This is a genomic window from Thalassospira sp. NFXS8 (genome assembly GCF_040148805.1).
Classification (GTDB): domain Bacteria; phylum Pseudomonadota; class Alphaproteobacteria; order Rhodospirillales; family Thalassospiraceae; genus Thalassospira.
This window is the reverse complement of sequence record NZ_JAGEMF010000001.1, coordinates 187,461-210,377: the sequence shown is the minus strand read 5'-3', so window position 1 is coordinate 210,377 and position 22,917 is coordinate 187,461. Positions and strand designations below refer to the sequence as shown.

Here is a 22,917-nt window from a genome sequence, read left to right as displayed (position 1 = left end):
GATCCTTCATTCTTTGCCGATAGCGATTTTGAAACATCCACAACGCCGCCCCCCGTGCGCGCGCCACTGGAGGTATTAAAAGACGTTTTTGGCTATGACAGTTTCAGGGGGCCTCAGGCCGAAATTATCGACCACGTGATCGCCGGGAATGACGCCCTGGTATTAATGCCGACGGGCGGCGGCAAGTCGTTATGCTATCAGGTTCCGGCATTATGTCGGCCGGGGACGGCTGTTGTTGTCTCGCCGCTGATCGCGCTTATGAAAGACCAGGTTGATGCCCTGACACAACTTGGCATCAAGGCGGCTTTCATTAATTCGACCCTTGCCCCCGACCATGCGCGCGAAATTGAAATGCGCGCAATTGAGGGCGATATAGACCTGCTTTATGTCGCGCCGGAACGCTTTGCGACAGACCGCTTTTTAAACCTGCTTGATCGCATTCGCATTTCACTGTTTGCCATTGATGAGGCCCATTGCGTATCGCAATGGGGCCATGATTTCCGGCCTGAATATCGCCGCCTTGACCTATTGCCAACACGCTTTCCCCATGTTCCGCGCATTGCCCTGACGGCAACCGCCGACGCACCAACGCGCAAGGACATCGCCGAGAACCTGCACCTGACCGATGCCCGGTGTTTTTTAACCGGGTTTGACCGCCCCAACATCACCTATCGCATCGAAACCAAAGGCAATGGCAAACAACGCCTGTTATCTTTTTTGAACCGGGAACATGCCGAAGATGCTGGCATTGTTTATTGCCTGTCACGGCGCAAAACCGAAGATATCGCCCAATGGCTAACTGATAATGGTCGCCCGGCCCTGCCCTATCATGCCGGCTTGTCGCAAGAAACGCGGCAACTTCATCAGGACCGTTTTTTACGTGAAGACGGCATGATTATTTGCGCGACTGTGGCGTTTGGTATGGGAATCGACAAACCGAACGTCCGGTTTGTGGCCCATTTGAACCTGCCCAAAAGCATGGAAGCCTATTATCAGGAAACCGGTCGCGCAGGGCGCGATGGGCTGCCTGCCAATGCCTGGATGAATTATGATTTATCCGACATCGTATCCATTCGCGGCATGTTGATATCATCCGATGCCCCCGATGCCCAAAAACGTATAGAGCAACGCAAACTTGATGCCCTGATCGGCCTTGCTGAAACCACCAAATGCCGTCGACAGGTTATTTTGTCGTATTTTGGCGAAGTAGATGCCAAGCCATGCGGCAATTGTGATACCTGCCTTGAACCCGTCGATACATGGGATGCGACCGATGCATCACGCAAGGCTCTTTCTGCGGTATATCGCACAGGGCAACGATTTGGCCCGGCACATGTCATAGAAGTTTTAATGGGCCGGAATACTGAAAAAATCAGACAAACGGGTCACGACAAAACCACCGTTTACGGTTTGGGCAAAGACATTGCCCAACCGCAATGGCGGTCTGTATTTCGCCAGTTATTGGCAATGGGATATTTGCAGGTCGACGAAGAAGGCCATGGCGGTGTTTATTTAACCGAAGCATCGCGCCCGGTTTTGCGTGGGGAAAAAGTCGTCGAAATGCGACTGGATACCAGTGAACGCAAACGTGCAACCACCCAGCGCCTGCGCGACTTTGATACATTTTTTGAAGATGAAGACGACCGCAAAATGTGGGAGGCATTACGTGCCTTGCGCCGTGAATTGGCCACCAGCCAGAACGTCCCACCTTATGTTATTTTCAATGACCGGACGTTATCAGAAATGGTGCGTTTCAAACCGCGCAATTTAAATGATATGGCCGCAATCAACGGTGTTGGTGCCAAAAAACTGGACCAGTACGGGTTGGCGTTTCTCGACATCACAGATGGCCGCGCCTGAACACGGCCCCGGCGGCACCCTTGACAAGTTTAACGCGCCAGTGCTGCCGTGATGGCCTTTTGCAGTTTTTCATCGTCAGGTTTTACAGCACTTGGGAAACTTGCCAGAAGTTCTCCATGCGGGCCTACCAGGTATTTATGAAAGTTCCATTTCGGTGCCTGGTCCGGGCCAAGTTCGTCGCGTGCCCATTTATAAAACGGATGGGCCTTTTCACCGCGAACCGATTGCCGGGCGGTTAGTGGAAAATCAATATTGAAACTTGTTGTGCAAAAATCACGAATTTCGTCATTTTCCCCATATTCCTGATCACCAAAATCCCCCGATGGCACTCCAAGCACGACCAGGCCTTCCTCACGGCGCTGCTGCCACAATGCTTCCAGTCCCTCATATTGCGGGGTAAAGCCGCAAAACGACGCTGTGTTCACAATCAGAACGGCTTTTCCATTAAACGACTGCAATGGCAAAACACCGCCTTCTATCGTTTTAAACTCGAAATCATGTGCGATTGTCATTTCGCCTCCTGCCGCAGGAAAAAGGCCCAATAGGGTTACCCCTGCTGAAATGATCATTAATTTTATCGATGACCACATTTTCATTGCTCCGGTTCACAGCAAGCAAAGTTAATCATACCTCTGCTCTGTCCAAGGGTCTGCATTATTGTGATAGCCACGCATCTCCCAAAAACCGGGCTTGTCGATTTTGGAGAACTTGATTTCGCGAACCCACTTGGCACTTTTCCAAAAATACAGTTTTGGGATAACCACACGCACGGGGCCACCATGTTCATCGCTAATTGGCTGATCTTGCCAGTGATGGGCTAACAAAACATCGTTATCAAGAAACTGTTCTATCCTGACATTGGTGGTGTACCCGTCATGCGCAGTGAACAACACATATCTGGCAGTTCTCATCGGCTTTACCAGGTGTGCCAGTTCAAGTGCCGACACCCCCTGCCAGTCGTTTTCGTAGCGAGACCACGACGTAACACAGTGAATGTCACTACGGTCACAAAATGCGGGTAATTCAAGCAACTGCCCCATGGATAACGAAACCGGGTTTTCAACTTCACCCGTGATGGTCAATTGCCAGTCACTTTCTGCAATGTGGGGCGTTATACCAAGGTCAAGTACAGGCCAGTCCTTCACCTCGCGCTGGCCGGGCGGCAGGCGATTTTCGTGTTTTTCATCATGAATGCCGGTTAACAGGCGACCTTTTTCAGCCCATTGCTGTTTGGCCGCAATCAGTTTTTCACGAATGCTGCCGGTAAATGCACTGGTCACGCCCGCCTCCTTATCCACACCTTATGATACGAAAAATGGCACAGACACGTTCACCATGTCTGCACCATTTTTTTAACAATCCGATGCGTTTTTAACACACCATCAGTACAATCAACCGTAATCAGCAACCGTGCAGGCACAACAGGGCCTGTCAGAAGCTTAATGTTCGCGCAAAATACGGGCCTTGTCGCGCTGCCAGTCACGTTCCTTGATAGCATCACGCTTATCGGATTTCCGCTTGCCCTCGCCAATTGCGAGTTCAAGTTTGGCGATGCCGCGATCATTAAAATAGACCTTAACAGGCACCAGTGTTGTGCCTTTTTTGTTTACGGCATCCGACATTTTGGCGATTTCACGCTTGTGCAACAACAGTTTGCGCGGTCGACGTTCTTCATGCCCAAAGGGCATCTTGCTTTGATATTCGGGAATATAGGCGTTGATCAGCCATATTTCCCCGTTCTTCGGTTCAGCATAGGATTCCTGAATGTTTCCCTTGCCTTCACGAAGCGATTTCACCTCGGTGCCGCGCAAAGCCAGCCCCGCCTCGAAGGTTTCCGTCAGGAAATAATCGAAACGGGCCCGGCGATTTTGCGCCACCAACTTGCTATTGCTGTGTTCTTTTTTTGCAGCCATCTCAAAAACTTGTTAGCCGGTTCCTGGATAATCAGGAAAGAAGACCGGCGGATTTCAGCGCTGCTTCAACGCGCTGTTTGGAGTCGTCGGCAATTTCGACCATCGGCAGGCGCATATGCGCCGTGCACAGGCCAAGAAGCGATGCCGCATATTTGACGGGGCCAGGATTTGCTTCGCAGAACATGGCCTTATGAACCGGCATCAGACGATAGTTTAACTCCTGAACCTTGGCGATGTTCCCGTCGCGCCATGCCGTTTGCAAATCTGCGCACAGGCGCGGGGCAATATTGGCCGTAACCGAAATACACCCGTGACCACCCTGTGCCAGGAACGGAACAATGGTACCATCCTCACCTGAAAGCTGGCAAAAATCGGGCCCGGCGGCAATACGCATCAATGCCGGACGCTCGAGGTCGCTTGTCGCGTCTTTCACGCCGACGATACGTGGCAGTTTTGCCAGTTCGGCCATTGTGGCAACCGACATGTCAATTACGGAACGACCGGGAATATTGTAAATAACAATCGGAATATCGGTCGAATCGTGAATGGCCTTATAATGGGCAAGCAAACCTGCCTGTGTCGGTTTATTGTAATAGGGTGTCACCACCAAGGCAGCATCTGCCCCGGCATTTTGAGCATGACGTGTCAGTGACACGGCCTCGACGGTGGAATTGGAACCGGTTCCGGCAATAACAGGTACGCGCCCCTTTGCCACTTCAAGGGCCAGTTCAACCACACGATGATGTTCAGCATGGCTCAGGGTGGGCGACTCACCGGTGGTTCCGACCGGCACCACACCGGTCGTGCCCTGTTTTATTTGCCAATCCACAAAAGACTGGAACGCTTTTTCGTCGATCACCCCTTCAGTGGTGAACGGCGTAATCAAAGCGGTAATCGAACCCTTAAACATCGATATCTCCAAATCATAATGCGGATTAAAAAGCGTCGCGAAAATAGCCGCAGTTCACGCCTACCGCAAGCACCAGAACGAATTGTTTCGGGACTGATTGGCTTTTGTTGCTTTCACTGCCATAATAGCAGCTGTCTTTAGTGCAATTTTCGCCCTGAGGCATGAGGGGTTTTTTCGATGGCGCACGTTAATTTCCGCCGATTTTCTATATATGCCGCGACCATGGGTACGGCATGTTTTATTGCAACGACCTGCTATTCAAATTCATCGGATGCGGCAACGCCTGATCCGTCACCGCTTGTTATTGCGCCTCCCTCTCCGGCATTTTCGGCCATCAGCCGGGCGCGCCTGAACGTTTTTCTAGATGCGCTGGAAAAAGGCGATACCCAAAATGTATCGCAATTGCTGCCGGCTTTCGATGATCCGCTGTTGCAAAAAGCGGTTGAGTGGATGTGGCTGATCAGCCCCAATTCCAAACGATCCTTTGCGGAAATCACCGGGTTCATTGATGCCAATCCGAACTGGCCCAGTCAGGCATTGCTGCGTCAGCGTGCAGAAGAAGCCATGACCGATGCTGTACCGGATTTTGAAATTCTGGCCTGGTTTAAACGCTCGGCGCCGGTTACTGCCGATGGCGCAACCCGTCAAATTTCCGCCCTTTTGTCTGTGGGCGAAAAAGACGCTGCGGTCGCATTGATCCGAAACAGCTGGATCAATGAAAATTTTGGAACCGGCCAAGCCAAACGATTTATTGATCGTTATGGCAAGTATATAGACGAAACCACCCATGAAGCCCGGCTGGACCGGCTGTTATGGGAAGGCCGTACACACCCTGCAAACCGTATGATGAAGCATGTCAGTGCTGACTATCAAAAACTGGCTGAAGCCCGCCTTGCACTGCGGGAACGCAAGGGAAATGTGGATGCCGCAATCAGAAACGTACCTGCGAAATACCAGAAAAACCCGGGCTTAATGTATGAGCGCGTCCGCTGGCGTCGTATCAATGACCAGGACAAGGATGCGCGCGACCTTTTGCTGCATCAGGCAAATGATCTGGCTTATATATCGATTCGGCCCGAATACTGGTGGACCGAAAAAGCCATCCTGGCGCGTCGTGCCCTGCAGGAGGGATACATCACCGACGCCTACCGTCTTGTTGCCAATCATGGACAAACCGAACCTGCCGATATCGCCGGTGCGGAATGGCTGGCAGGCTGGATTGCGCTGGAGTTTTTAGGCGACTCGCAAATCGCCCTTCAACATTTCCAGAATCTGTATGATGTCGTTCAATATCCGATTAGCCAATCCCGCGGGGCTTATTGGGCGGGGCGCGCCTGCAAGGCGATGGGCGACAAGGTTCGCGCAAAAAAATGGTTCCTTCTTGCCGCAGATCATGCCCACACATTTTATGGTCAACTTGCCAACGATGAACTTGGCGGCACCGTTCATTACCAGGTCGAACAGGCACACCCGACCCCGGAACAACGCAAGAAGTTTGAAAACAATGAACTTACCAAAGTATCACGCGAATTAGGTGATATGGGACTGGGCAATATCATACGCCCGTTCATCATGGCGCTGGTTGATCAGTCCGACAGCCCTGAAATGCTGGCAATGGCAACCGGACTCGCTGCTGAATATGGCCGTACCGACCTTGCCGTGATTGCGGCCAAACGCGGAATAAGGTCTGGCGGCGGGTATCTGGATGCGGCCTACCCTGTCTATGATCTGGTGCCAAGCGGGCAAAACCCCGACCCGGGGCTTGTCCACGCTATCATGCGCCAGGAAAGCCTGTTTAACCCGGCAGCGGTTTCCTATGCCGGTGCACGTGGCCTGATGCAACTCATGCCCGCTACCGCCGAACGCATGGCCCATCATCTTGATTTGCCCTTCAGTGTGGAACGCCTAACCGAGGATCCGGGTTTCAATATTCAGCTGGGGCGGCAATATCTATCCAAACTGCTAAACCGCTGGAACGGTGCCGAAATTTTGACCATTGCGTCCTACAATGCCGGGCCTTCGCGGGTAAAGGAATGGATTTCGGAATATGGCGACCCTCGCGAACCTGATGTTGATCCCATCGACTGGATCGAAATGATCCCCTACAAGGAAACCCGCAATTATGTTCAGCGGGTGATGGAAGGGACATATGTTTATCGGCGACGCTTTGCCCGTGATGAAATTGCGATGAGCCAGGAAAATCCGGATACAGCCAAACCGGCACAAGCCAAGATCAAGAAATAACCTGTAAAAACCTGCTGCTTGCAGGATTGTGCACCCATCGGCACCAGCGCCGTATTGTCGGTGATAAAAAACGAGGCCAAACCCAATGACTGAAACAGCTATCTCTTCCTGTCGTGCATTTGTCTTTGACGCTTACGGAACGTTATTTGACGTTGGATCGGCGATAAAGCGCTGCCAGGAAAGTTTGGGCGATGAAGCTGACAAGCTGTCTGAGCTTTGGCGGAGAAAGCAGCTGGAATATAGCTGGTTGCGCAGCCTGATGGGGGATTTTGCCGATTTCTGGACCGTTACCGGTGATGCCCTTGATTATTCACTGGCTGCCATTGGCAAGAATGACCCTATTCTGAGGTCGCGGCTGATGGAAACCTATTTATCGCTGGATACTTTTCCCGAGGTTGTCAAAACCCTGCAAACCCTTAAGGCGAACGGCCATAAACTGGCTATTCTGTCCAATGGTGCACGACACATGCTGATTTCAGCGGCGAAGTCTTCGGGAATTTTGTCGCTGTTTGACGAAATCCTGTGTGTTGATGAATTGCGGACTTACAAACCCCATCCTAGCGTTTATCAGTTAGCGGTCAATAAACTTGAGCTTGATGCCGGTGAAATTTCCTTTCAGTCATCCAATGGCTGGGACATTGCCGGCGCCGGACATTTCGGTTTTAAGACCGCATGGATAAACCGTGCTTCCCTGCCCGTTGAACGCCTGTCACATCAGGCTGACGTTATTTTGGGGGGACTGGATGAAATCCTGCCACTGGCCGGCCATCCCAAAACCGCCTGAATATGTGACAAACACGGGGCCATAAAAACAAACAGCCAGGTTGATCAACAACCTGGCTGTTTTAATTCTGCATTTTTAACATGTAATTTCCGTCTTGCGCTGACCCAAAGACCGGAATCGCGCTAAAGAAAAACCTTACTGTTCTTTCTTCACATTCGAAGCAACGATCTTGCCCGCCTGAATAACAGTCAGACCACCTTCTTCGATGCTTTCAATGCGGCGGCAATGCCCTTCCAGATGTGCGCCCGGCTCTATTGCCAGGGTTTCGTGCAAAATATCACCAATCATTTTAGCGGTATCTGCCAACGAAACATCCTTGGACCGGATCTGCCCTGTAACCTTGCCGCAAACACGAACCCGGTCCGCCACAATTTCCCCGCGCACTTCACCATGCTGACCGATGGTCAAATTACGCGTGCGAATGTCCCCGTCAACAAAACCGTCAACCTGAACATCTGATTCAGAAACCAGATCGCCCGAAATACGAAGGTCTGAATTGATAACCGAGAGTCCGCCAACCTTGCTGGAAGACGAAGTAGTATGGGTATTATTTGTGCTCGTCTGTGTTTTGTTTGACTTTGAAAACATAATGTCCCGCCTTTATGAACTTGATGGGATCTACCTGTTTGCCGTTTACCAGGACTTCATAATGAACATGGCTTCCTGTACTGCGGCCCGTGCTCCCCATCAGTGCAACCATATCTTGATATTTCACCTTTTGGCCCTTCTTGACGAGGACCTTCATCAGATGGCCATAGCGGGTTTTAAGACCGTTTCCATGATCAATCTCGACCATTTTGCCGTACCCGCCTGTCCATCCTGCATGCGACACCACACCAGGTGCAGTGGCATAGATTGGCGTTTTCATCGGGGCTGCCAGGTCGGCGCCAGAATGAAAAGACCATTTTCCGTTAAAAGGGTCCTTACGTTTGCCAAACTTGCTGGAAACGTAATAATTCTCCGTCGGTTCGCCCAACGGCATACGGTTAATAACTTTTTGCAGGTTCGCCAGCTGGTCCATTCGGTTACCAACAGTCAATGCCGCATTCATAAACAGTTCGTCTTCCGGCGTTTCGGGATCAAACTGCACAAAAGGCCCGCCAACACCAGCATCAAGAACCCGTTTAACGTCGCTGGTTGTCCCTTCGTCCGTCAGTTCCTTGATCGGTACGCCCGTCATTTTCAGCACCGACTTAAGGTCGGCGATCGATGATCCTGCATGTTCAGCTACGCGTTCAAGCGCCTGTTTTTGAACGGTATGCAAATCGGAAATTCGCTGATTTGCCATTGCCAGTTCGCCTTGCAACGATTTGGCCCGTGAAATCGCCTGATCACGTTCCCGCATCACGCGCGTCATCACCGTTTCAACGGTTTCAAGTTCATCGCGTAACGCAATATTGCGATTAGTAATACCGTCTATCTGCTGCCCTAGCGCATTCATCTGGTTATCCATTGATGAACGGAGCGCTGATATCCGGTACTTTTCTTTTTCACTATCGGCCAGTTTCAGACTAAAGTCCTGAACCCTCGCCTGCAATTTCAGGTTCTTTTCGGCCATACTCAACAAATTATGATGGGTATCTTCCATCTGCGAGGTAATCTCGCTAAACTTTTTCTGGCTTTCTGTAACCCTGTTTATCAGTTCGCTATAGGCCATCTCACTTCGGAAAAGCTGATCTTCACGCAAGTCAAGCCGATGACTGAAATAGTAGCCAACCCCTGTTGATCCAACAGTCCAGACAATCAGGAAAACAGCAACCACACCAACAATTAACTGCCGTCGACGCCCCAGATGAACCTGTGTGACGGAATCATTGGAGCGAACAAGAACTTCCCGATCCGGAAACCACTTTTCAATTATATGCTTTATGCGCCCCACCAAAGACATCTGTCCGGCTATGCCCTTTTTTATCCATGTTCAATTTTTAGCACCCAAGCCGGAACCCCCCGATTGATGCCAACGTTTATCTCAATACTGTTTTCAGTTTCACGCTACCCGCAAGAGAGCAGCGTGGCAAGCGCGTTAACACTCCATTAACCCCAAAAAACCTCACGCCACAGCCAATTGGCTATGATAAGTCAGGTAACCATACCCATTAGACATATGCGAAAGTGTTATGCGCCTCAGCCAAATCATCATTACCGCATCCGCCACCTGGTTTTACAGTGGCAAAGTTCCCAAAGCGCCAGGAACCGCAGGTTCATTTGCTGCCTTGCCGCTGGGATGGCTTTTGATCATGGCAGGGGGTAACACAACTCTGCTGATCGCAACCACCCTTGTCTTTATTTATGGGGTTTTTATTTCCGATTCCTATAGCAAAATGATCGGGATCCACGATCCTGGTGAAATTGTGATCGACGAAGTGGCCGGTCAATGGCTTTGCCTGCTGCCCTTGCCCCTGGCAGCAACATGGATGGACGTCGCATGGGTCTTGCTGGCATTTGTGGTTTTCAGATTTTTTGACATTCTAAAACCCTGGCCTATTCGATGGGTCGACCGCCGGGTGGGTGGTGGTTTTGGCATCATGCTCGATGATATTTTTGCCGGGGCGTTCGGTATGGCCCTCCTGACCCTGATTTCCCATCTTGCCGGAGGTTTCCTTCCATGATCGCTGATCCTGAATTACTGACTGCAGCAGGCAGCATCATTGAACTTTGCCGCCAACACGGTGAAATGCTTGCCACTGCCGAAAGCTGTACCGGCGGACTGATTGGCGGTTGCCTGACCGCAGTTGATGGCAGCTCCAGAGTGGTTGATGGTGGCTTCATCACCTATTCAAACGAAGCCAAAATGGCAATGCTGGGTGTTTCCGGGGATTTGCTTGCACAACATGGTGCCGTATCCGAACAGGTTGCCCGTGCCATGGCCGAAGGCGCATTACGCCATAGTCCGTTGGCAACCATCACTGTTGCCGTAACGGGCATCGCAGGCCCAGGTGGCGGTAGTGCGGAAAAACCCGTTGGGCTGGTACATTTCGGCTGTGCCGGAGGGCATCGCCCTACCCTGAACCAATCGCAGGTTTTTAAAGGCGATCGGCACCAGGTTCGACGTCAAACCATCCTGACAGCATTTTCCATGATCCAGGACATGATCGTGACTTCGCGGTAAACACTGCACCAAGTGGTCGGTATGACCAAAAATGAAAAAGCCGGAACATTACCTGTGTAACGTTCCGGCTTTTTATTATTTAGTGCACACAAACGACCTATAACGCCGAGGATGCAATCCCGTTATCGCCATAAACCTGTCGGGCACGATTTTCAAAGGATCCGACCATCAATTTAACGGCCTCGTTAAAAACCATACCGATCATTTTTTGCAAGATTGCCGACTTAAATTCAAAATCGACATAGAAATCCAGAAATGTCCCACCATCGTCGGCAGGCTGAAATTCCCAATGGTTATTCAGATATTTGAACGGTCCTTGCAAATATTCAACATCAATTCTGGTCGGACGATCCAGCGTAACTTTTGACGTATATTTTTCGCGAAACATCTTAAAACCAATCACCAGATCGGCATGAAGTTCGTTACCGTCACGCTTCCGTACCCGTGATGCAGCACACCAGGGCAAAAATTCCGAATAGGCATCGATATCTGCAACGAGATCGAATAACTGTTCCGGCGTATAGGGTAGCTTTCTGCGCTCCGCATGCGTCGGCAAAGGGATCTCCTACTGGTCTTTTTAAAAATGCCGGGTAAAGAATTACCGTTTATTCTGCCGCGCTCGCGTTGGCAGTTGCGGCAAGTTTTTTCTCGCGGGCTTCACGCATTTCGGCAAAATCACGATCTGCATGATAGCTTGAACGTGTCAGCGGCGTTGATGCAACCATCAAAAAGCCCTTGGCACGCGCCATCGACGCATATTCCTTAAATTCATCAGGCGTCACAAACCGTTCAACTGGCGCATGTTTCAGCGTCGGCTGCAAATACTGGCCAATGGTCAGAAAATCAACATCGGCCACGCGCAAATCATCCATCACCTGGCTCAGTTCGTGGCGCTGCTCCCCAAAACCAACCATAAGGCCTGATTTGGTGAAAATCGTCGGATCAATTTGTTTAACCCGATCAAGAATACGCAACGACTGGTAAAAACGGGCACCAGGGCGAATGGACGGATACAGACGCGGTACTGTTTCCAGATTATGGTTAAACACATCTGGACGGGCCTTGGCGACGATTTCAACAGCACCGGGCTTATCGCGAAAGTCGGGCGTCAGAATTTCAATGGTTGTTGCCGGCGATTTATGGCGAATAGCTTCAATCACGCGGGCAAAATGCATCGCACCACCATCGGCAAGATCATCACGGTCAACCGAGGTGATGACAACATGCTTGAGATCCATGTCGGCAACGGCCATTGCCAGGTTTTCCGGCTCAAACGGGTCAAGCGCGTTTGGCATCCCGGTTTTAACATTACAAAACGCACATGCACGGGTGCAGGTATCGCCCATGATCATGAACGATGCATGTTTTTTTTGCCAGCATTCACCAATATTCGGGCATGCCGCTTCTTCGCACACCGTATGCAATTTCAGGCCACGTGCCAGATCGCGCGTTTCCTGATAGCCCTTCGAAGTCGGTGCCTTAACGCGAATCCACTCTGGCTTGCGACCAGAAGGACGATCCGGGTTCTTTTGCTTTTCCGGGTGACGAAGAGCCCGTACTTCGTTGCGCGTCGTGGACATTTAAACCTCCGAAGGATGGAACGGGCGGCAATGTGCCGTCCTGATGCCAAATTGTCAAATTGACATTCGACATGGCCGATACGACAGATCCACAAGGGAACCTGCCGTATCCACCATATAATGATTTAGAAGTGGATCGCACGCCCATAAGCATCAAGAACCGATTCATGCATCATTTCAGACAGGGTTGGATGCGGGAAAACCGTATGCATCAGGTCTTCCTCGGTAGTTTCCAGCCCCATTGCAATCACAAAGCCCTGGATCAGTTCGGTAACTTCTGTACCCACCATATGTGCGCCCAGCAATTCGCCGGTTTTGGCATCAAATACAGTTTTAACCAAGCCTTCCGCTTCACCCAAGGCAACAGCTTTGCCATTCCCGATAAAAGGAAATTTGCCAACCTTGACATCATACCCGGCATCTTTGGCCTTGGCTTCGGTCAGGCCAACACTGGCAACCTGCGGATGGCAATAGGTGCATCCCGGAATTTTGCGTGGATCAAGCGGATGAACATTTTTTTCACCAGCAATTTTCTCGACACAAATAACACCTTCATGCTCGGCCTTATGTGCCAGCATCGGCGGTCCCGCGACATCACCGATGGCATAAATGCCCGGCTCGGCGGTGCAAGAAAATTCATCAGTGCCAATAACGTTACGATCAACCTTTACCTTGGTGGTTTCCAAACCAAGATTTTCGGTATTGCCAATAACGCCTACAGCGGAAATCACACGGTCAACCGTCAATTCCTGCTTTTTACCGTCTTTGGTTTCAATGGTAACAACAACGTTATCTGCATTGCGCTTCAGATTGGCGACCTTGGCTTCAGTCAGGATTTTCATCCCGTCCTTGGTCATCATCTTTTGCGCAAGGGCCGCAACTTCCTTGTCTTCCACCGGCATAATTTGCGGCATGATCTCAACCACGGTCACTTCGGTGCCCATAGTATGATAGAAGCTGGCAAATTCAATACCGATAGCACCGGACCCGACAACAACAAGGCTTTTGGGCATTTTATCAGGCGTCATCGCCTTTTTGTAATCCCATACAACCTTGCCATCGGCCTCAAGCCCTGGCAGTGAACGCGCCCTTGCACCCGTTGCAATGATGTAATGCTTCGCCGTATAGGTGCCCTTGTCCTTGCCTTCAACGGTAATCTTTTTGGGCCCGTCGAACTTGGCTTCGCCGTTAATCACGGTAACCTTGTTCTTCTTAAGCAAATGACCAACACCACCCGTCAGTTGCTTTGAAACACCACGCGAGCGCTGAATAACAGCGTCAAAGTCGAAGGATGGGTTATCACAAGACAGGCCATAATTTTTGGCATGTTTCATATTGCGATAAACTTCGGCTGATCGCAGCAAGGCCTTGGTCGGGATACACCCCCAGTTAAGGCAGATACCGCCCAGATGTTCACGTTCGACGACAGCCGTTTTCAGGCCCAACTGGGCGGCACGAATGGCGGTAACATAACCACCAGGACCGGCACCAATTACGATAACGTCGAAATTGTTTTCCGCCATTTTGCATCTCCTTCACCTGCCTGATTTTCACATACAGGTATATCATTCAAAAGCTTGCGGGGACTTGTTAAAGCCCCCGCATAACCAGACCTTAAAGCAGCATGCTTATCGGATCTTCGATCAGCTTCTTGAATTCAGCCATGAACGCGGCACCAACAGCACCGTCAACCACCCGGTGATCAACAGACAGGGTGCAGCTCATGACAGTTGCAATTGCCAGTGCGCCATCCTTGACCACCGGGCGCTGTTCACCAGCACCGACAGCGAGGATACAACCCTGCGGCGGATTGATAATGGCAGCAAAGTCCTTAATGCCAAACATGCCAAGATTGGAAACCGAGAAGGTTCCACCCTGGAATTCCTGCGGCTGCAATTTGCCATCACGCGCCTTGGCAGCCAATGCTTTCATCTCGGTCGAGATTTCGGCAAGGCCCTTGCCACCCGCATTGCGAATAACCGGTGTAATCAGGCCACCATCAATGGCAACGGCAACAGAAATATCCTGCTGTTTGCATTGCAAGATGGCCGCATCCGTCCAGATCGCATTGGCGGCCGGGACACGCTTAAGTGCAATCGAGGATGCCCGGATAACCATGTCGTTAACCGATACCTTCACACCATCAGCCGCTTTTTCGTTCAGCTGCTTGCGAACCGACAAAAGATTATCAATCTGGCAATCGATGGTCAGGTAGAAATGCGGAACCTGCTGTTTGGATTCCGTCAGACGGCGCGCAATCACCTTACGCATCGTTGTATTCGGAATTTCTTCATATTCAGGCAGACCAGTCAGATCCGGGTTCCAGCCCGATGCAACAGGTGCCTTGGCAGCCGGTGCCGGAGCATCGGACTTGCCTGCGGCAGCAGGTGCATCAGATTTGGCGGCCGGTTTGCTGCTAAGGGCGGCTTCAACATCGCGCTTAACAATACGACCGCGCGGCCCGGAACCATCAACCCCGGACAACTCAACCCCTTCTTGCGACGCAATACGGCGTGCAAGCGGGCTTGCTTTAATCCGGTCGCCATCCTTGCTAACCGACGTGCCGGATGTTGCTGGTGCAACATCTTTGCTTTCGGATTTTTCTTCTTCCTTCGGTGCCGAAGATGCCGCGTCTCCACCAACATCAGGCCCTGAAGTATCCGCCCCTTCCAGAGCAGATTCATCTTCGTCTTCTTCGAGAAGCAGCGCAATTACGGCGTTAACAGCAACACCCTCGGTGCCCGCTTCAACAAGAATTTTACCGATTTTACCTTCATCGACAGCTTCGACTTCCATCGTTGCCTTGTCGGTCTCAATTTCAGCAAGGACATCGCCAGATTCAACGGTGTCCCCTTCCTTGACAAGCCATTTCGCCAAGGTGCCTTCTGTCATGGTCGGCGAAAGCGCCGGCATCAGAATCTTAACTGGCATGGATGCAATCTCCCGGTAACGGGGTGGCAGCACCGACGGTGCGCCAGCCCCCTGTCCGTTTTTGTTTAACGATAGCAAACGGCCTTGGCCGCATCGACGATGTGCTGATCCTGCGGCAATGCCAGAACTTCCAGATTGGCCGCATATGGCATTGGAACATCTTCGCCGGTAACACGGGCAACCGGTGCATCAAGATAGTCAAACGCATGTTCCATGATAACCGACGCTATTTCTGCGCCGATACCAGCAAAATGCCAGCCTTCTTCACATGTTACCAAACGATTGGTTTTCATTACCGAACGTACAATGGTGTTCACATCGAGCGGACGAATGGTACGAAGGTTGATGACTTCGGCTGAAATGCCTTCTTCCGCCAGCTTTTCGGCTGCCTTCAGGGCTTTGCCAACCATGATCGAGAACGCAACGATGGTAACATCAGTGCCTTCACGTTCAATTTTGGCCTGGCCAATCGGCAGAACGAAATCTTCATCGTCAGGAACTTCAAAGCTCTGACCATACAGAATTTCGTTTTCCAGAAACACAATCGGGTTCGGATCACGAATAGCAGCCTTCAACAGGCCTTTGGCGTCGGCTGCCGAATAAGGTGCAACCACCTTAAGGCCCGGGCAATGTGCATACCACGAGGCATAACACTGTGAATGCTGGGCCCCTACACGGGCTGCCGCACCATTTGGTCCACGGAACACAATCGGGCAGCCAAGCTGACCACCAGACATATAAAGCGTCTTTGAGGCCGAGTTAATGATATGGTCAATCGCCTGCATAGCAAAGTTGAATGTCATGAATTCAACAATCGGGCGCAACCCCATAAAGGCAGCCCCGGTACCAAGACCGGTAAAACCATATTCAGTAATCGGCGTATCAACAACGCGGCGGTCGCCAAATTCATCAAGCAGGCCCTGGGTGACCTTATAAGCCCCCTGATACTGCGCAACTTCTTCACCCATGACGAAAACATTTTCGTCCGTCCGCATTTCTTCGGCCATTGCATCACGCAGGGCTTCACGAACAGTCTGGGTTTTGAATTTGGTGTAGGATTTTTCGTCGCGCGTTTCGTTCATCACGCTCATTGCGCGCGGCTCGTTATCAGTGCGTTCAATTGCCCCTGATGCCTTGACCGGCGCAGCAGCTGTTGCTGGTGCCGACGGTGCGCTATCAGAAGACGAATCTTTCTCGTCGCTGGGCGCCGGGGCAGCCTTGGCTTCACCGGGGTTTACATTATCCAGCGCAGATGCGTCTTCATCTTCTTCAAGAATATAGGCAATAACGGCATTGACGGCGACATTTTCAGTTCCGGCGTCAACAACAATCTTGCCAATCTTACCTTCATCAACAGCTTCGACTTCCATCGTCGCCTTGTCGGTTTCAATTTCAGCAAGGACATCACCGGACTGAACCGTGTCGCCTTCTTTCACATTCCATTTGGCAAGAGTGCCTTCGGTCATTGTCGGCGACAATGCAGGCATCAAAACTTCAATCGGCATGGTTCCCCCTCTTTGCGGGAAAATTTCTGGTCAAAAGCGGATTTTGCAAAATCTGGATCAGACTTCGATCAAAATGTCGGTAAACAGTTCAGAAGGATTGGGTTCCGGGCTGTTCTGTGCAAATTCCGCAGATTTGGCGACCTCTGCCTTCACTTCCTTGTCGATCTCCTTGAGACCGTCTTCATCAAGGATGCTTGCATCGATCAACAATTTTTTGACCATGTCGATCGGGTCATGTTCCTTGCGCATCTTGTCCAGCTCGTCTTTGGTCCGGTATTTCGCCGGATCAGACATCGAGTGGCCACGATAGCGATAGGTTTTAAGTTCAAGAATGTAGGGCCCATTGCCTTCACGACAATGCTTGACCGCACGTTCACCGGCTTCTTTTACCGCGAGCACGTCCATGCCATCAACCTGTTCACCAGGGATGCCATAGGCTTCCCCACGTTGATAAAGGTCGGGGCTGGCCGAGTGACGCTGTGTTGACGTACCCATCGCGTACTGATTGTTTTCAATGCAATAAACGACCGGCAGCTTCCAAAGCGCAGCCATGTTGAAAGATTCATAAACCTGCCCCTGGTTGACAGCACCGTCACCAAGATAGGTCAGACAGACCTTGTCTTCGCCGCGATATTTGTAATTAAAGGCAATACCGGTACCCAACGGAACCTGTCCGCCGACAATACCGTGACCGCCGTAAAAGTTCTTTTCCTTCGAGAACATATGCATCGAACCGCCCTTACCGTGAGAGTAACCACCCTCACGACCGGTCAGTTCGGCCATGACACCAGCGGAATCCATCCCGCATGCCAGCATATGCCCATGATCACGATAGCTGGTTACCACACCGTCATCGCCGGATGTAGCTGCCTGCATACCAACAACGACTGCTTCCTGGCCGATATAAAGGTGGCAGAAACCACCGATCAGGCCCATGCCATAAAGCTGGCCAGCCTTTTCTTCGAAACGGCGGATCAGAAGCATATCGCGGTAATATTTGAGGAGATCGTCACTGCTCGCCTGATTGTCGGCGCGCGTCGTGGCGCGTTTGCGTTTTGTGGTCGCCATGGTTCCTCCCGGTGGATGGCTCGCTTAAGCTTCTTTGAAAAGCAGCTTAATTCGGTATTGGACCACCGAAATATCTACCCAAAACAACGGACATAAGCAAGCTATCTTGGGGGCGTTAAAGCCTTGTTTTGCAATGCACAATCACAAATAAACCGTTTATTGGTTAATTGTAGTTTTAACGGTTCAAATGATATTTTGTGAATTATCAGACGTTTGAGGAAGCTCAATTCAGATGGTTCATTCCACAGCGTCACAAATGCTATGCTTTTATGAAAACAATTTTGACAAAGGAAAATTCATCTTCGCAGTTGCCGTATAAACAGCAAAAACCTGCGCGCAAGCTAGTGTGCGCCGCACCTAATGCCATTGTAACCGTGCTGAAAGAAAATATCAGGGCTGATCATACCCATTATGATGGAAGATGATGACATCGTCCCGGTTTGCCATATCAAGCATGGTACGGGCACGTTCATCAAGCAGATCGGGATCAAGGCTACCTGGACGCAGCGCCTTTACGCGTTGCTCCAACAGTTCGCGACGTGCTTTTATATCGTCACGCAATTTTGAAATCTCGGTAACACGATCCTGCATCGACCAGTAAGCCAACAGCCCCCGATCCCCCTCCACACTATGGAAGATAAAATAGACCATTACTGTAAAAGCAAAAACAGGTGCTATGGCCTGTCGAAATCGACGGATTACCGGTGCAGATGACGACATTTGATCGAAGGCCCCAAAGCAGAAAACGGATTGGAAAGCATAACGTTAACAAACCAAAACGAGAAAACAACAATAGTTATTTTCACGCAATATCAAATGATTAGTAATTTTAGTATTCGCAATGCCATATCCTGAAGCGTGATTTGATCACAACAAGGTAAAAAGAGTTTTAAAAACAGACATCTTTTTTTAGCCGCCTTATGATTAATTAACAAATCGTAAACAAAAAAAGCCGCCCCGATCCAGGGCGGCTTTTCGTCATCTCGCTTCCGAAATAAAAGCAGAAAATTATTTCTTCAGGATCGCACGACCTGGATACCGGGCGCTCAAACCAAGTTGTTCTTCGATGCGGATCAGCTGGTTATATTTTGCCAACCGGTCAGAACGTGACAACGACCCGGTTTTAATCTGCCCGCAATTCGTGGCAACAGCCAGATCAGCAATCGTTGAATCTTCAGTTTCGCCCGAACGATGCGACATAACAGCCGTATAACCCGCGCGATGGGCCATTTCGACAGCTTCCAGTGTTTCGCTGAGCGTTCCAATCTGGTTTACTTTGACCAGGATCGAGTTTGCAACACCTTTGGAAATACCATCGGCCAAACGCAGCGGATTAGTCACAAACAGATCATCGCCAACCAGCTGAATTTTATCGCCAATTTCGCGCGTCAGCGCAGCCCAACCGTCCCAGTCATCTTCGGACATGCCGTCTTCGATCGAGAAAATCGGATATTTGCTGGCAAGCTCGGCCCAATATTTAACCATGCCCTCGGAATCGAGCGTTTTGCCCTCACCCGCCAGCACATATTTGCCGTCTTTGTAAAATTCGGTCGATGCAGCATCAAGCGCAAGCATAATGTCTTCGCCCGGACGATACCCGGCAGCTTCGATCGATTTCATAACATAGCTGATTGCGTCTTCGGTCGATGCGATATTCGGGGCAAAGCCACCTTCATCGCCCACCGACGTGCTAAGACCATCAGCCGCCAAAGATTTTTTCAAATGATGGAAAATTTCGGCGCCCATGCGGATCGCATCCGTACCGGAGTCAGCCGACACCGGCACAATCATGAATTCCTGCACATCAATGGCATTATCGGCATGTTCGCCACCATTGATAATGTTCATCATCGGCACCGGCAATGTGCGCGCATATGAGCCACCGATATAGCGATACAGCGGCAAACCGGCTTCCTGTGCGGCGGCCTTGGCCACAGCCAGAGAGACACCTAAAATGGCATTGGCGCCCAAACGGCTTTTGTTCGCAGTACCATCAAGATCAATCATAGCCTGATCGATTTCGATCTGCTCTTCGGCATCCACTCCGGCCAAAGCTTCAAAAATTTCACCATTTACGGCAGAAACAGCTTTGGTAACGCCCTTACCCAGATAACGGTCTTCCTTGTCACGCAGTTCGACGGCTTCGTGTGCGCCAGTCGATGCACCAGAGGGAACGGCAGCCCGACCAAAGGCGCCACTTTCCAAAGTCACATCAACCTCAACCGTCGGGTTACCCCGACTGTCCAGAATTTCGCGCCCGCGGATATCAATGATAGCGGTCATGACGAAACAACTCTCCTTACTGACATATTGAACGACCCAAATGTCGGGCCGCGTCGGTTACAGCATAAAAGAAATGCCGCCACAAAATATGGCGGCACCTTTAAATCAAGCGTCGAACATATCCAGACGAACCGGATTGGCCTTCGCTACAGCATCAAACTCCTTTAGGACCGAAAGGACTTCCGGGAGTTTGCCAAGAGGGATTTGATTGGGTCCGTCGCTGATGGCTGCATCAGGATTGTCGTGGGTTTCGATAAACAATGCCGCAACACCAACAGAAACAGCTGCACGGGCCAAAACAGGCGCAAATTCACGCTGTCCGCCCGTCGTGCCACCCTGCCCGCCCGGTTGCTGGACGGAATGGGTGGCATCAAACACAATCGGATAGCCCTGTCGGGCCATGGTGGGAAGTCCACGGAAATCGGTAACCAGTGTGTTATAACCAAAACTGGTTCCGCGATCACAAAGCATAATATTTTCGTTGCCCGCCTCGGCAATTTTGTCGGCAACGTTGGCCATGTCCCAAGGGGCAAGGAACTGACCTTTTTTCACATTGATAGCCTTGCCGGTGGCGGCCGCTGCCATCAACAAATCGGTCTGGCGGCACAAAAACGCCGGAATTTGCAAAATATCCGCAACCCTGGCAACCTCGGCACACTGGTCAGGCAAATGAACATCGGTAACGATTGGCAACCCGGTGACATCCTTGACTTCGCCCAGAATATCAATTCCTTCGTGCAAACCTACGCCCCGCTTCGATTTATTGCTGGTGCGATTGGCTTTATCGAACGAACTTTTATAAACCAGCCCAATGCCCATTGCACTGGCCAGTTCTTTCAGGGCCGTTGCCATTTCCAATGCGTGCTGGCGGCTTTCGATGGCGCAAGGGCCAGCCAGCAATGCAAAGGGTTTGTCATTGGCAAATTCGATATTGCCGACTTTAACGGTTTTAATCGCGTTCATTTCAACATCCTTGCACGTTCCAGGCAGCATTAAACCAGACGGCTACGTTCTTTGGCAGCCTTGATATAAGACACAAACAACGGATGTGGGTCCAGCGGACGCGAGCGCAATTCCGGATGGAACTGCACGCCAACAAACCACGGATGATCCGGATATTCGACAATTTCCGGCAAACGCCCGTCTGGCGACAGACCTGAAAATTTCAGGCCTTTTTGCTCAAGCTGATCAAGGAAGTTGATATTAACTTCATAACGATGACGGTGACGTTCAAGAACCGTTTCAGTACCGTAAATTTCACGGGCACGCGTCCCGGCCACCAGTTTGCATTCATAATTACCTAAACGCATGGTGCCGCCAAGGTCATCTTCGCCACTACGACGTTCAACACGTCCGCCGTCCTTGGACCATTCAGTCATCAGGCCAACCAGCGGCACGTCGGTCGGACCAAATTCAGACGAAGATGCATTGGTAATGCCCGCGAGGTTACGTGCAGCTTCCAGAACAGCCATTTGCATGCCAAAACAAATGCCAAAATAAGGCACCTTGTTTTCACGGGCATATCGTGCCGCGGCAATTTTGCCTTCAGCACCCCGTTCGCCAAATCCACCTGGCACCATAATCGCATCAAGTTTGCTCAGGCGTTCGCTGACATTCTCGGTTTTTTCAAGATCGTCAGATGCGATCCATTCAATCTTCACCCGAACCTTGTTGCTGATACCGCCATGCACCAGTGCCTCGGTCAGCGATTTATAGGCATCAGGCAACTGAATGTATTTACCGACAATCCCGATAGTGACTTCACCTTCCGGGTTGCGAACAGTGTCGCAGATGTCTTCCCAAGGGCCCATATCGGGATCCTGGGCCTGCAAGCCAAAATGATGCAGAACTTCGTTATCCAGGCCATATTTATGGTAGCTGATCGGCACCTGATAAATATTGTCGACATCATAAGCCGGAATGACCGACGCTTCGCGCACGTTACAGAACCGCGCAATTTTGCGACGTTCATTAACCGGAATTTCGCGATCACAGCGGCACAGCAAAATGTCGGGCTGAATACCAAGCGACTGCAATTCCTTGACAGAATGCTGGGTCGGTTTGGTTTTCAGCTCACCCGCTGACGGAATATAAGGAACCAGGGTAAGATGCAGGAACATTGTCCGGCCATCTCCCAGTTCGTTGCCCATCTGACGAATGGCTTCAAGGAACGGCAGGCTTTCGATATCGCCAACCGTACCGCCAATTTCGACCAGGACAAAATCCTCGGTCGCATCACTTTGGACGAATTCCTTGATGGCATCGGTGATGTGCGGAATGACCTGGACAGTCCCGCCCAGATAATCACCACGGCGTTCGCGGGCAATAACTGACGAATAGATACGTCCAGTGGTGACGTTATCAGAACGGCGTGACGACACACCGGTGAAACGTTCATAATGGCCAAGGTCAAGGTCCGTTTCGGCACCGTCTTCGGTAACGTAAACTTCGCCATGCTGATAGGGGCTCATAGTGCCCGGGTCAACGTTGATATAGGGATCAAGTTTACGCAAACGGACGGTAAAACCACGCGCCTGAAGCGAGGCACCCAATGCAGCAGACGCCAAGCCTTTGCCCAGCGAAGAAACAACGCCACCGGTAATGAAAATATAACGGGTCATGTCTATGCCTCATCTCAAAGCACAAAGCCACGGTTACGCAGATTGCGAACCGGGGGAGCAAACAATTCAAAAATTGAGGCGGCAATTTTGCCGCCTCTGATAATCGGTA

The 22,917-nt window shown here is 50.9% G+C and carries 21 protein-coding genes; 5 read left to right on the top strand and 16 right to left on the bottom strand.

Annotation, left to right across the window (positions count from 1 at the left end):
* Positions 1–54: 54 nt before the first annotated feature.
* A complete protein-coding gene (gene recQ / locus J4E05_RS00940) occupies positions 55–1,860 on the top strand; it encodes a DNA helicase RecQ (protein WP_349594612.1) in 1,806 nt (601 codons plus the stop codon).
* A gap of 29 nt (positions 1,861–1,889) precedes the next feature.
* On the opposite strand, the gene J4E05_RS00935 is transcribed toward recQ, so the two are convergent.
* From J4E05_RS00935 to dapA, 4 genes are all read right to left on the bottom strand, one after another.
* Positions 1,890–2,372 carry a glutathione peroxidase gene (locus J4E05_RS00935; RefSeq protein ID WP_349591743.1) on the bottom strand — a complete coding sequence of 161 codons (483 nt, stop codon included), beginning with the start codon at positions 2,370–2,372 and terminating at the stop codon, positions 1,890–1,892.
* Positions 2,373–2,480: 108 nt separating this feature from the next.
* Positions 2,481–3,140, bottom strand: coding sequence for a sulfite oxidase-like oxidoreductase (locus J4E05_RS00930; protein ID WP_085593607.1), 660 nt, complete (start codon positions 3,138–3,140; stop codon positions 2,481–2,483).
* Between the two features lie 159 nt (positions 3,141–3,299).
* On the bottom strand, positions 3,300–3,773 hold the full coding sequence (gene smpB / locus J4E05_RS00925; protein ID WP_085593606.1) for an SsrA-binding protein SmpB: 474 nt from the start codon (positions 3,771–3,773) through the stop codon (positions 3,300–3,302).
* A 31-nt stretch (positions 3,774–3,804) separates the two neighbouring features.
* Positions 3,805–4,683 (bottom strand): 4-hydroxy-tetrahydrodipicolinate synthase, encoded by an 879-nt coding sequence (gene dapA, locus J4E05_RS00920; RefSeq protein WP_085593605.1) that lies wholly within the window; start codon positions 4,681–4,683, stop codon positions 3,805–3,807.
* 177 nt (positions 4,684–4,860) lie between these two features.
* On the opposite strand from dapA, the gene J4E05_RS00915 reads away from it, so the two are divergent.
* Together J4E05_RS00915 and J4E05_RS00910 are read left to right on the top strand one after the other, a co-directional pair.
* Positions 4,861–6,927 (top strand): lytic transglycosylase domain-containing protein, encoded by a 2,067-nt coding sequence (locus tag J4E05_RS00915; protein ID WP_349591740.1) that lies wholly within the window; start codon positions 4,861–4,863, stop codon positions 6,925–6,927.
* Between the two features lie 85 nt (positions 6,928–7,012).
* Complete coding sequence (locus J4E05_RS00910; RefSeq protein ID WP_085593603.1) at positions 7,013–7,711, top strand: haloacid dehalogenase type II; 699 nt, start codon at positions 7,013–7,015, stop codon at positions 7,709–7,711.
* 135 nt (positions 7,712–7,846) lie between these two features.
* Here the strand turns inward: J4E05_RS00910 and J4E05_RS00905 are convergent, their stop codons facing one another.
* Both J4E05_RS00905 and J4E05_RS00900 read right to left on the bottom strand, forming a co-directional pair.
* Positions 7,847–8,299 carry a bactofilin family protein gene (locus tag J4E05_RS00905; protein ID WP_085593602.1) on the bottom strand — a complete coding sequence of 151 codons (453 nt, stop codon included), beginning with the start codon at positions 8,297–8,299 and terminating at the stop codon, positions 7,847–7,849.
* Complete coding sequence (locus J4E05_RS00900; RefSeq protein WP_349591737.1) at positions 8,259–9,599, bottom strand: peptidoglycan DD-metalloendopeptidase family protein; 1,341 nt, start codon at positions 9,597–9,599, stop codon at positions 8,259–8,261. Before J4E05_RS00900 ends, J4E05_RS00905 begins: the two co-directional genes overlap by 41 nt.
* Before the next feature lie 229 nt (positions 9,600–9,828).
* Between J4E05_RS00900 and J4E05_RS00895 the strand changes: the two genes are divergently transcribed.
* Together J4E05_RS00895 and J4E05_RS00890 are read left to right on the top strand one after the other, a co-directional pair.
* Positions 9,829–10,320 carry a phosphatidylglycerophosphatase A family protein gene (locus tag J4E05_RS00895; RefSeq protein ID WP_349591735.1) on the top strand — a complete coding sequence of 164 codons (492 nt, stop codon included), beginning with the start codon at positions 9,829–9,831 and terminating at the stop codon, positions 10,318–10,320.
* Positions 10,317–10,820, top strand: coding sequence for a CinA family protein (locus J4E05_RS00890; protein WP_349591734.1), 504 nt, complete (start codon positions 10,317–10,319; stop codon positions 10,818–10,820). Before J4E05_RS00895 ends, J4E05_RS00890 begins: the two co-directional genes overlap by 4 nt.
* Positions 10,821–10,917: 97 nt before the next feature.
* Here the strand turns inward: J4E05_RS00890 and J4E05_RS00885 are convergent, their stop codons facing one another.
* The 10 genes from J4E05_RS00885 to pyrG form a co-directional block, all read right to left on the bottom strand.
* Complete coding sequence (locus J4E05_RS00885; protein WP_085593598.1) at positions 10,918–11,376, bottom strand: type II toxin-antitoxin system RatA family toxin; 459 nt, start codon at positions 11,374–11,376, stop codon at positions 10,918–10,920.
* Between the two features lie 49 nt (positions 11,377–11,425).
* Positions 11,426–12,400 (bottom strand): lipoyl synthase, encoded by a 975-nt coding sequence (gene lipA, locus J4E05_RS00880; RefSeq protein ID WP_349591731.1) that lies wholly within the window; start codon positions 12,398–12,400, stop codon positions 11,426–11,428.
* Positions 12,401–12,525: 125 nt separating this feature from the next.
* On the bottom strand, positions 12,526–13,923 hold the full coding sequence (gene lpdA / locus J4E05_RS00875) for a dihydrolipoyl dehydrogenase (RefSeq protein WP_085593596.1): 1,398 nt from the start codon (positions 13,921–13,923) through the stop codon (positions 12,526–12,528).
* A gap of 91 nt (positions 13,924–14,014) precedes the next feature.
* Positions 14,015–15,331: a pyruvate dehydrogenase complex dihydrolipoamide acetyltransferase gene (locus J4E05_RS00870; protein ID WP_349591729.1), complete on the bottom strand. Its 1,317-nt coding sequence runs from the start codon at positions 15,329–15,331 to the stop codon at positions 14,015–14,017.
* Positions 15,332–15,396: 65 nt separating this feature from the next.
* Positions 15,397–16,836, bottom strand: a complete 1,440-nt coding sequence (locus tag J4E05_RS00865) for a pyruvate dehydrogenase complex E1 component subunit beta (RefSeq protein WP_349591727.1) — start codon at positions 16,834–16,836, stop codon at positions 15,397–15,399.
* 57 nt (positions 16,837–16,893) lie between these two features.
* Positions 16,894–17,904: a pyruvate dehydrogenase (acetyl-transferring) E1 component subunit alpha gene (pdhA, locus tag J4E05_RS00860; protein WP_085593593.1), complete on the bottom strand. Its 1,011-nt coding sequence runs from the start codon at positions 17,902–17,904 to the stop codon at positions 16,894–16,896.
* 390 nt (positions 17,905–18,294) lie between these two features.
* Positions 18,295–18,624: an FtsB family cell division protein gene (locus tag J4E05_RS00855; protein ID WP_349591724.1), complete on the bottom strand. Its 330-nt coding sequence runs from the start codon at positions 18,622–18,624 to the stop codon at positions 18,295–18,297.
* Between the two features lie 288 nt (positions 18,625–18,912).
* Positions 18,913–20,187: a phosphopyruvate hydratase gene (eno, locus tag J4E05_RS00850; protein ID WP_085593591.1), complete on the bottom strand. Its 1,275-nt coding sequence runs from the start codon at positions 20,185–20,187 to the stop codon at positions 18,913–18,915.
* A 105-nt stretch (positions 20,188–20,292) separates the two neighbouring features.
* Entirely contained in the window at positions 20,293–21,150 is an 858-nt protein-coding gene (gene kdsA, locus J4E05_RS00845; RefSeq protein ID WP_085593636.1) for a 3-deoxy-8-phosphooctulonate synthase, read from the bottom strand.
* A gap of 29 nt (positions 21,151–21,179) precedes the next feature.
* Positions 21,180–22,808 (bottom strand): CTP synthase, encoded by a 1,629-nt coding sequence (gene pyrG, locus J4E05_RS00840; RefSeq protein ID WP_085593590.1) that lies wholly within the window; start codon positions 22,806–22,808, stop codon positions 21,180–21,182.
* Positions 22,809–22,917 lie beyond the last annotated feature (109 nt).

Coding starts and splice junctions, on each gene's coding strand:
- J4E05_RS00935 (WP_349591743.1), bottom strand. CDS start 2,372: ATGACAATCGCACATGATTTCGAGTTTAAAACGATAGAAGGCGGTGTT.
- smpB (WP_085593606.1), bottom strand. CDS start 3,773: ATGGCTGCAAAAAAAGAACACAGCAATAGCAAGTTGGTGGCGCAAAAT.
- dapA (WP_085593605.1), bottom strand. CDS start 4,683: ATGTTTAAGGGTTCGATTACCGCTTTGATTACGCCGTTCACCACTGAA.
- J4E05_RS00915 (WP_349591740.1), top strand. CDS start 4,861: ATGGCGCACGTTAATTTCCGCCGATTTTCTATATATGCCGCGACCATG.
- J4E05_RS00910 (WP_085593603.1), top strand. CDS start 7,013: ATGACTGAAACAGCTATCTCTTCCTGTCGTGCATTTGTCTTTGACGCT.
- J4E05_RS00905 (WP_085593602.1), bottom strand. CDS start 8,299: ATGTTTTCAAAGTCAAACAAAACACAGACGAGCACAAATAATACCCAT.
- J4E05_RS00900 (WP_349591737.1), bottom strand. CDS start 9,599: ATGTCTTTGGTGGGGCGCATAAAGCATATAATTGAAAAGTGGTTTCCG.
- J4E05_RS00895 (WP_349591735.1), top strand. CDS start 9,829: ATGCGCCTCAGCCAAATCATCATTACCGCATCCGCCACCTGGTTTTAC.
- J4E05_RS00890 (WP_349591734.1), top strand. CDS start 10,317: ATGATCGCTGATCCTGAATTACTGACTGCAGCAGGCAGCATCATTGAA.
- lipA (WP_349591731.1), bottom strand. CDS start 12,400: ATGTCCACGACGCGCAACGAAGTACGGGCTCTTCGTCACCCGGAAAAG.
- lpdA (WP_085593596.1), bottom strand. CDS start 13,923: ATGGCGGAAAACAATTTCGACGTTATCGTAATTGGTGCCGGTCCTGGT.
- J4E05_RS00870 (WP_349591729.1), bottom strand. CDS start 15,331: ATGCCAGTTAAGATTCTGATGCCGGCGCTTTCGCCGACCATGACAGAA.
- J4E05_RS00865 (WP_349591727.1), bottom strand. CDS start 16,836: ATGCCGATTGAAGTTTTGATGCCTGCATTGTCGCCGACAATGACCGAA.
- pdhA (WP_085593593.1), bottom strand. CDS start 17,904: ATGGCGACCACAAAACGCAAACGCGCCACGACGCGCGCCGACAATCAG.
- J4E05_RS00855 (WP_349591724.1), bottom strand. CDS start 18,624: ATGTCGTCATCTGCACCGGTAATCCGTCGATTTCGACAGGCCATAGCA.
- eno (WP_085593591.1), bottom strand. CDS start 20,187: ATGACCGCTATCATTGATATCCGCGGGCGCGAAATTCTGGACAGTCGG.
- kdsA (WP_085593636.1), bottom strand. CDS start 21,150: ATGAACGCGATTAAAACCGTTAAAGTCGGCAATATCGAATTTGCCAAT.
- pyrG (WP_085593590.1), bottom strand. CDS start 22,808: ATGACCCGTTATATTTTCATTACCGGTGGCGTTGTTTCTTCGCTGGGC.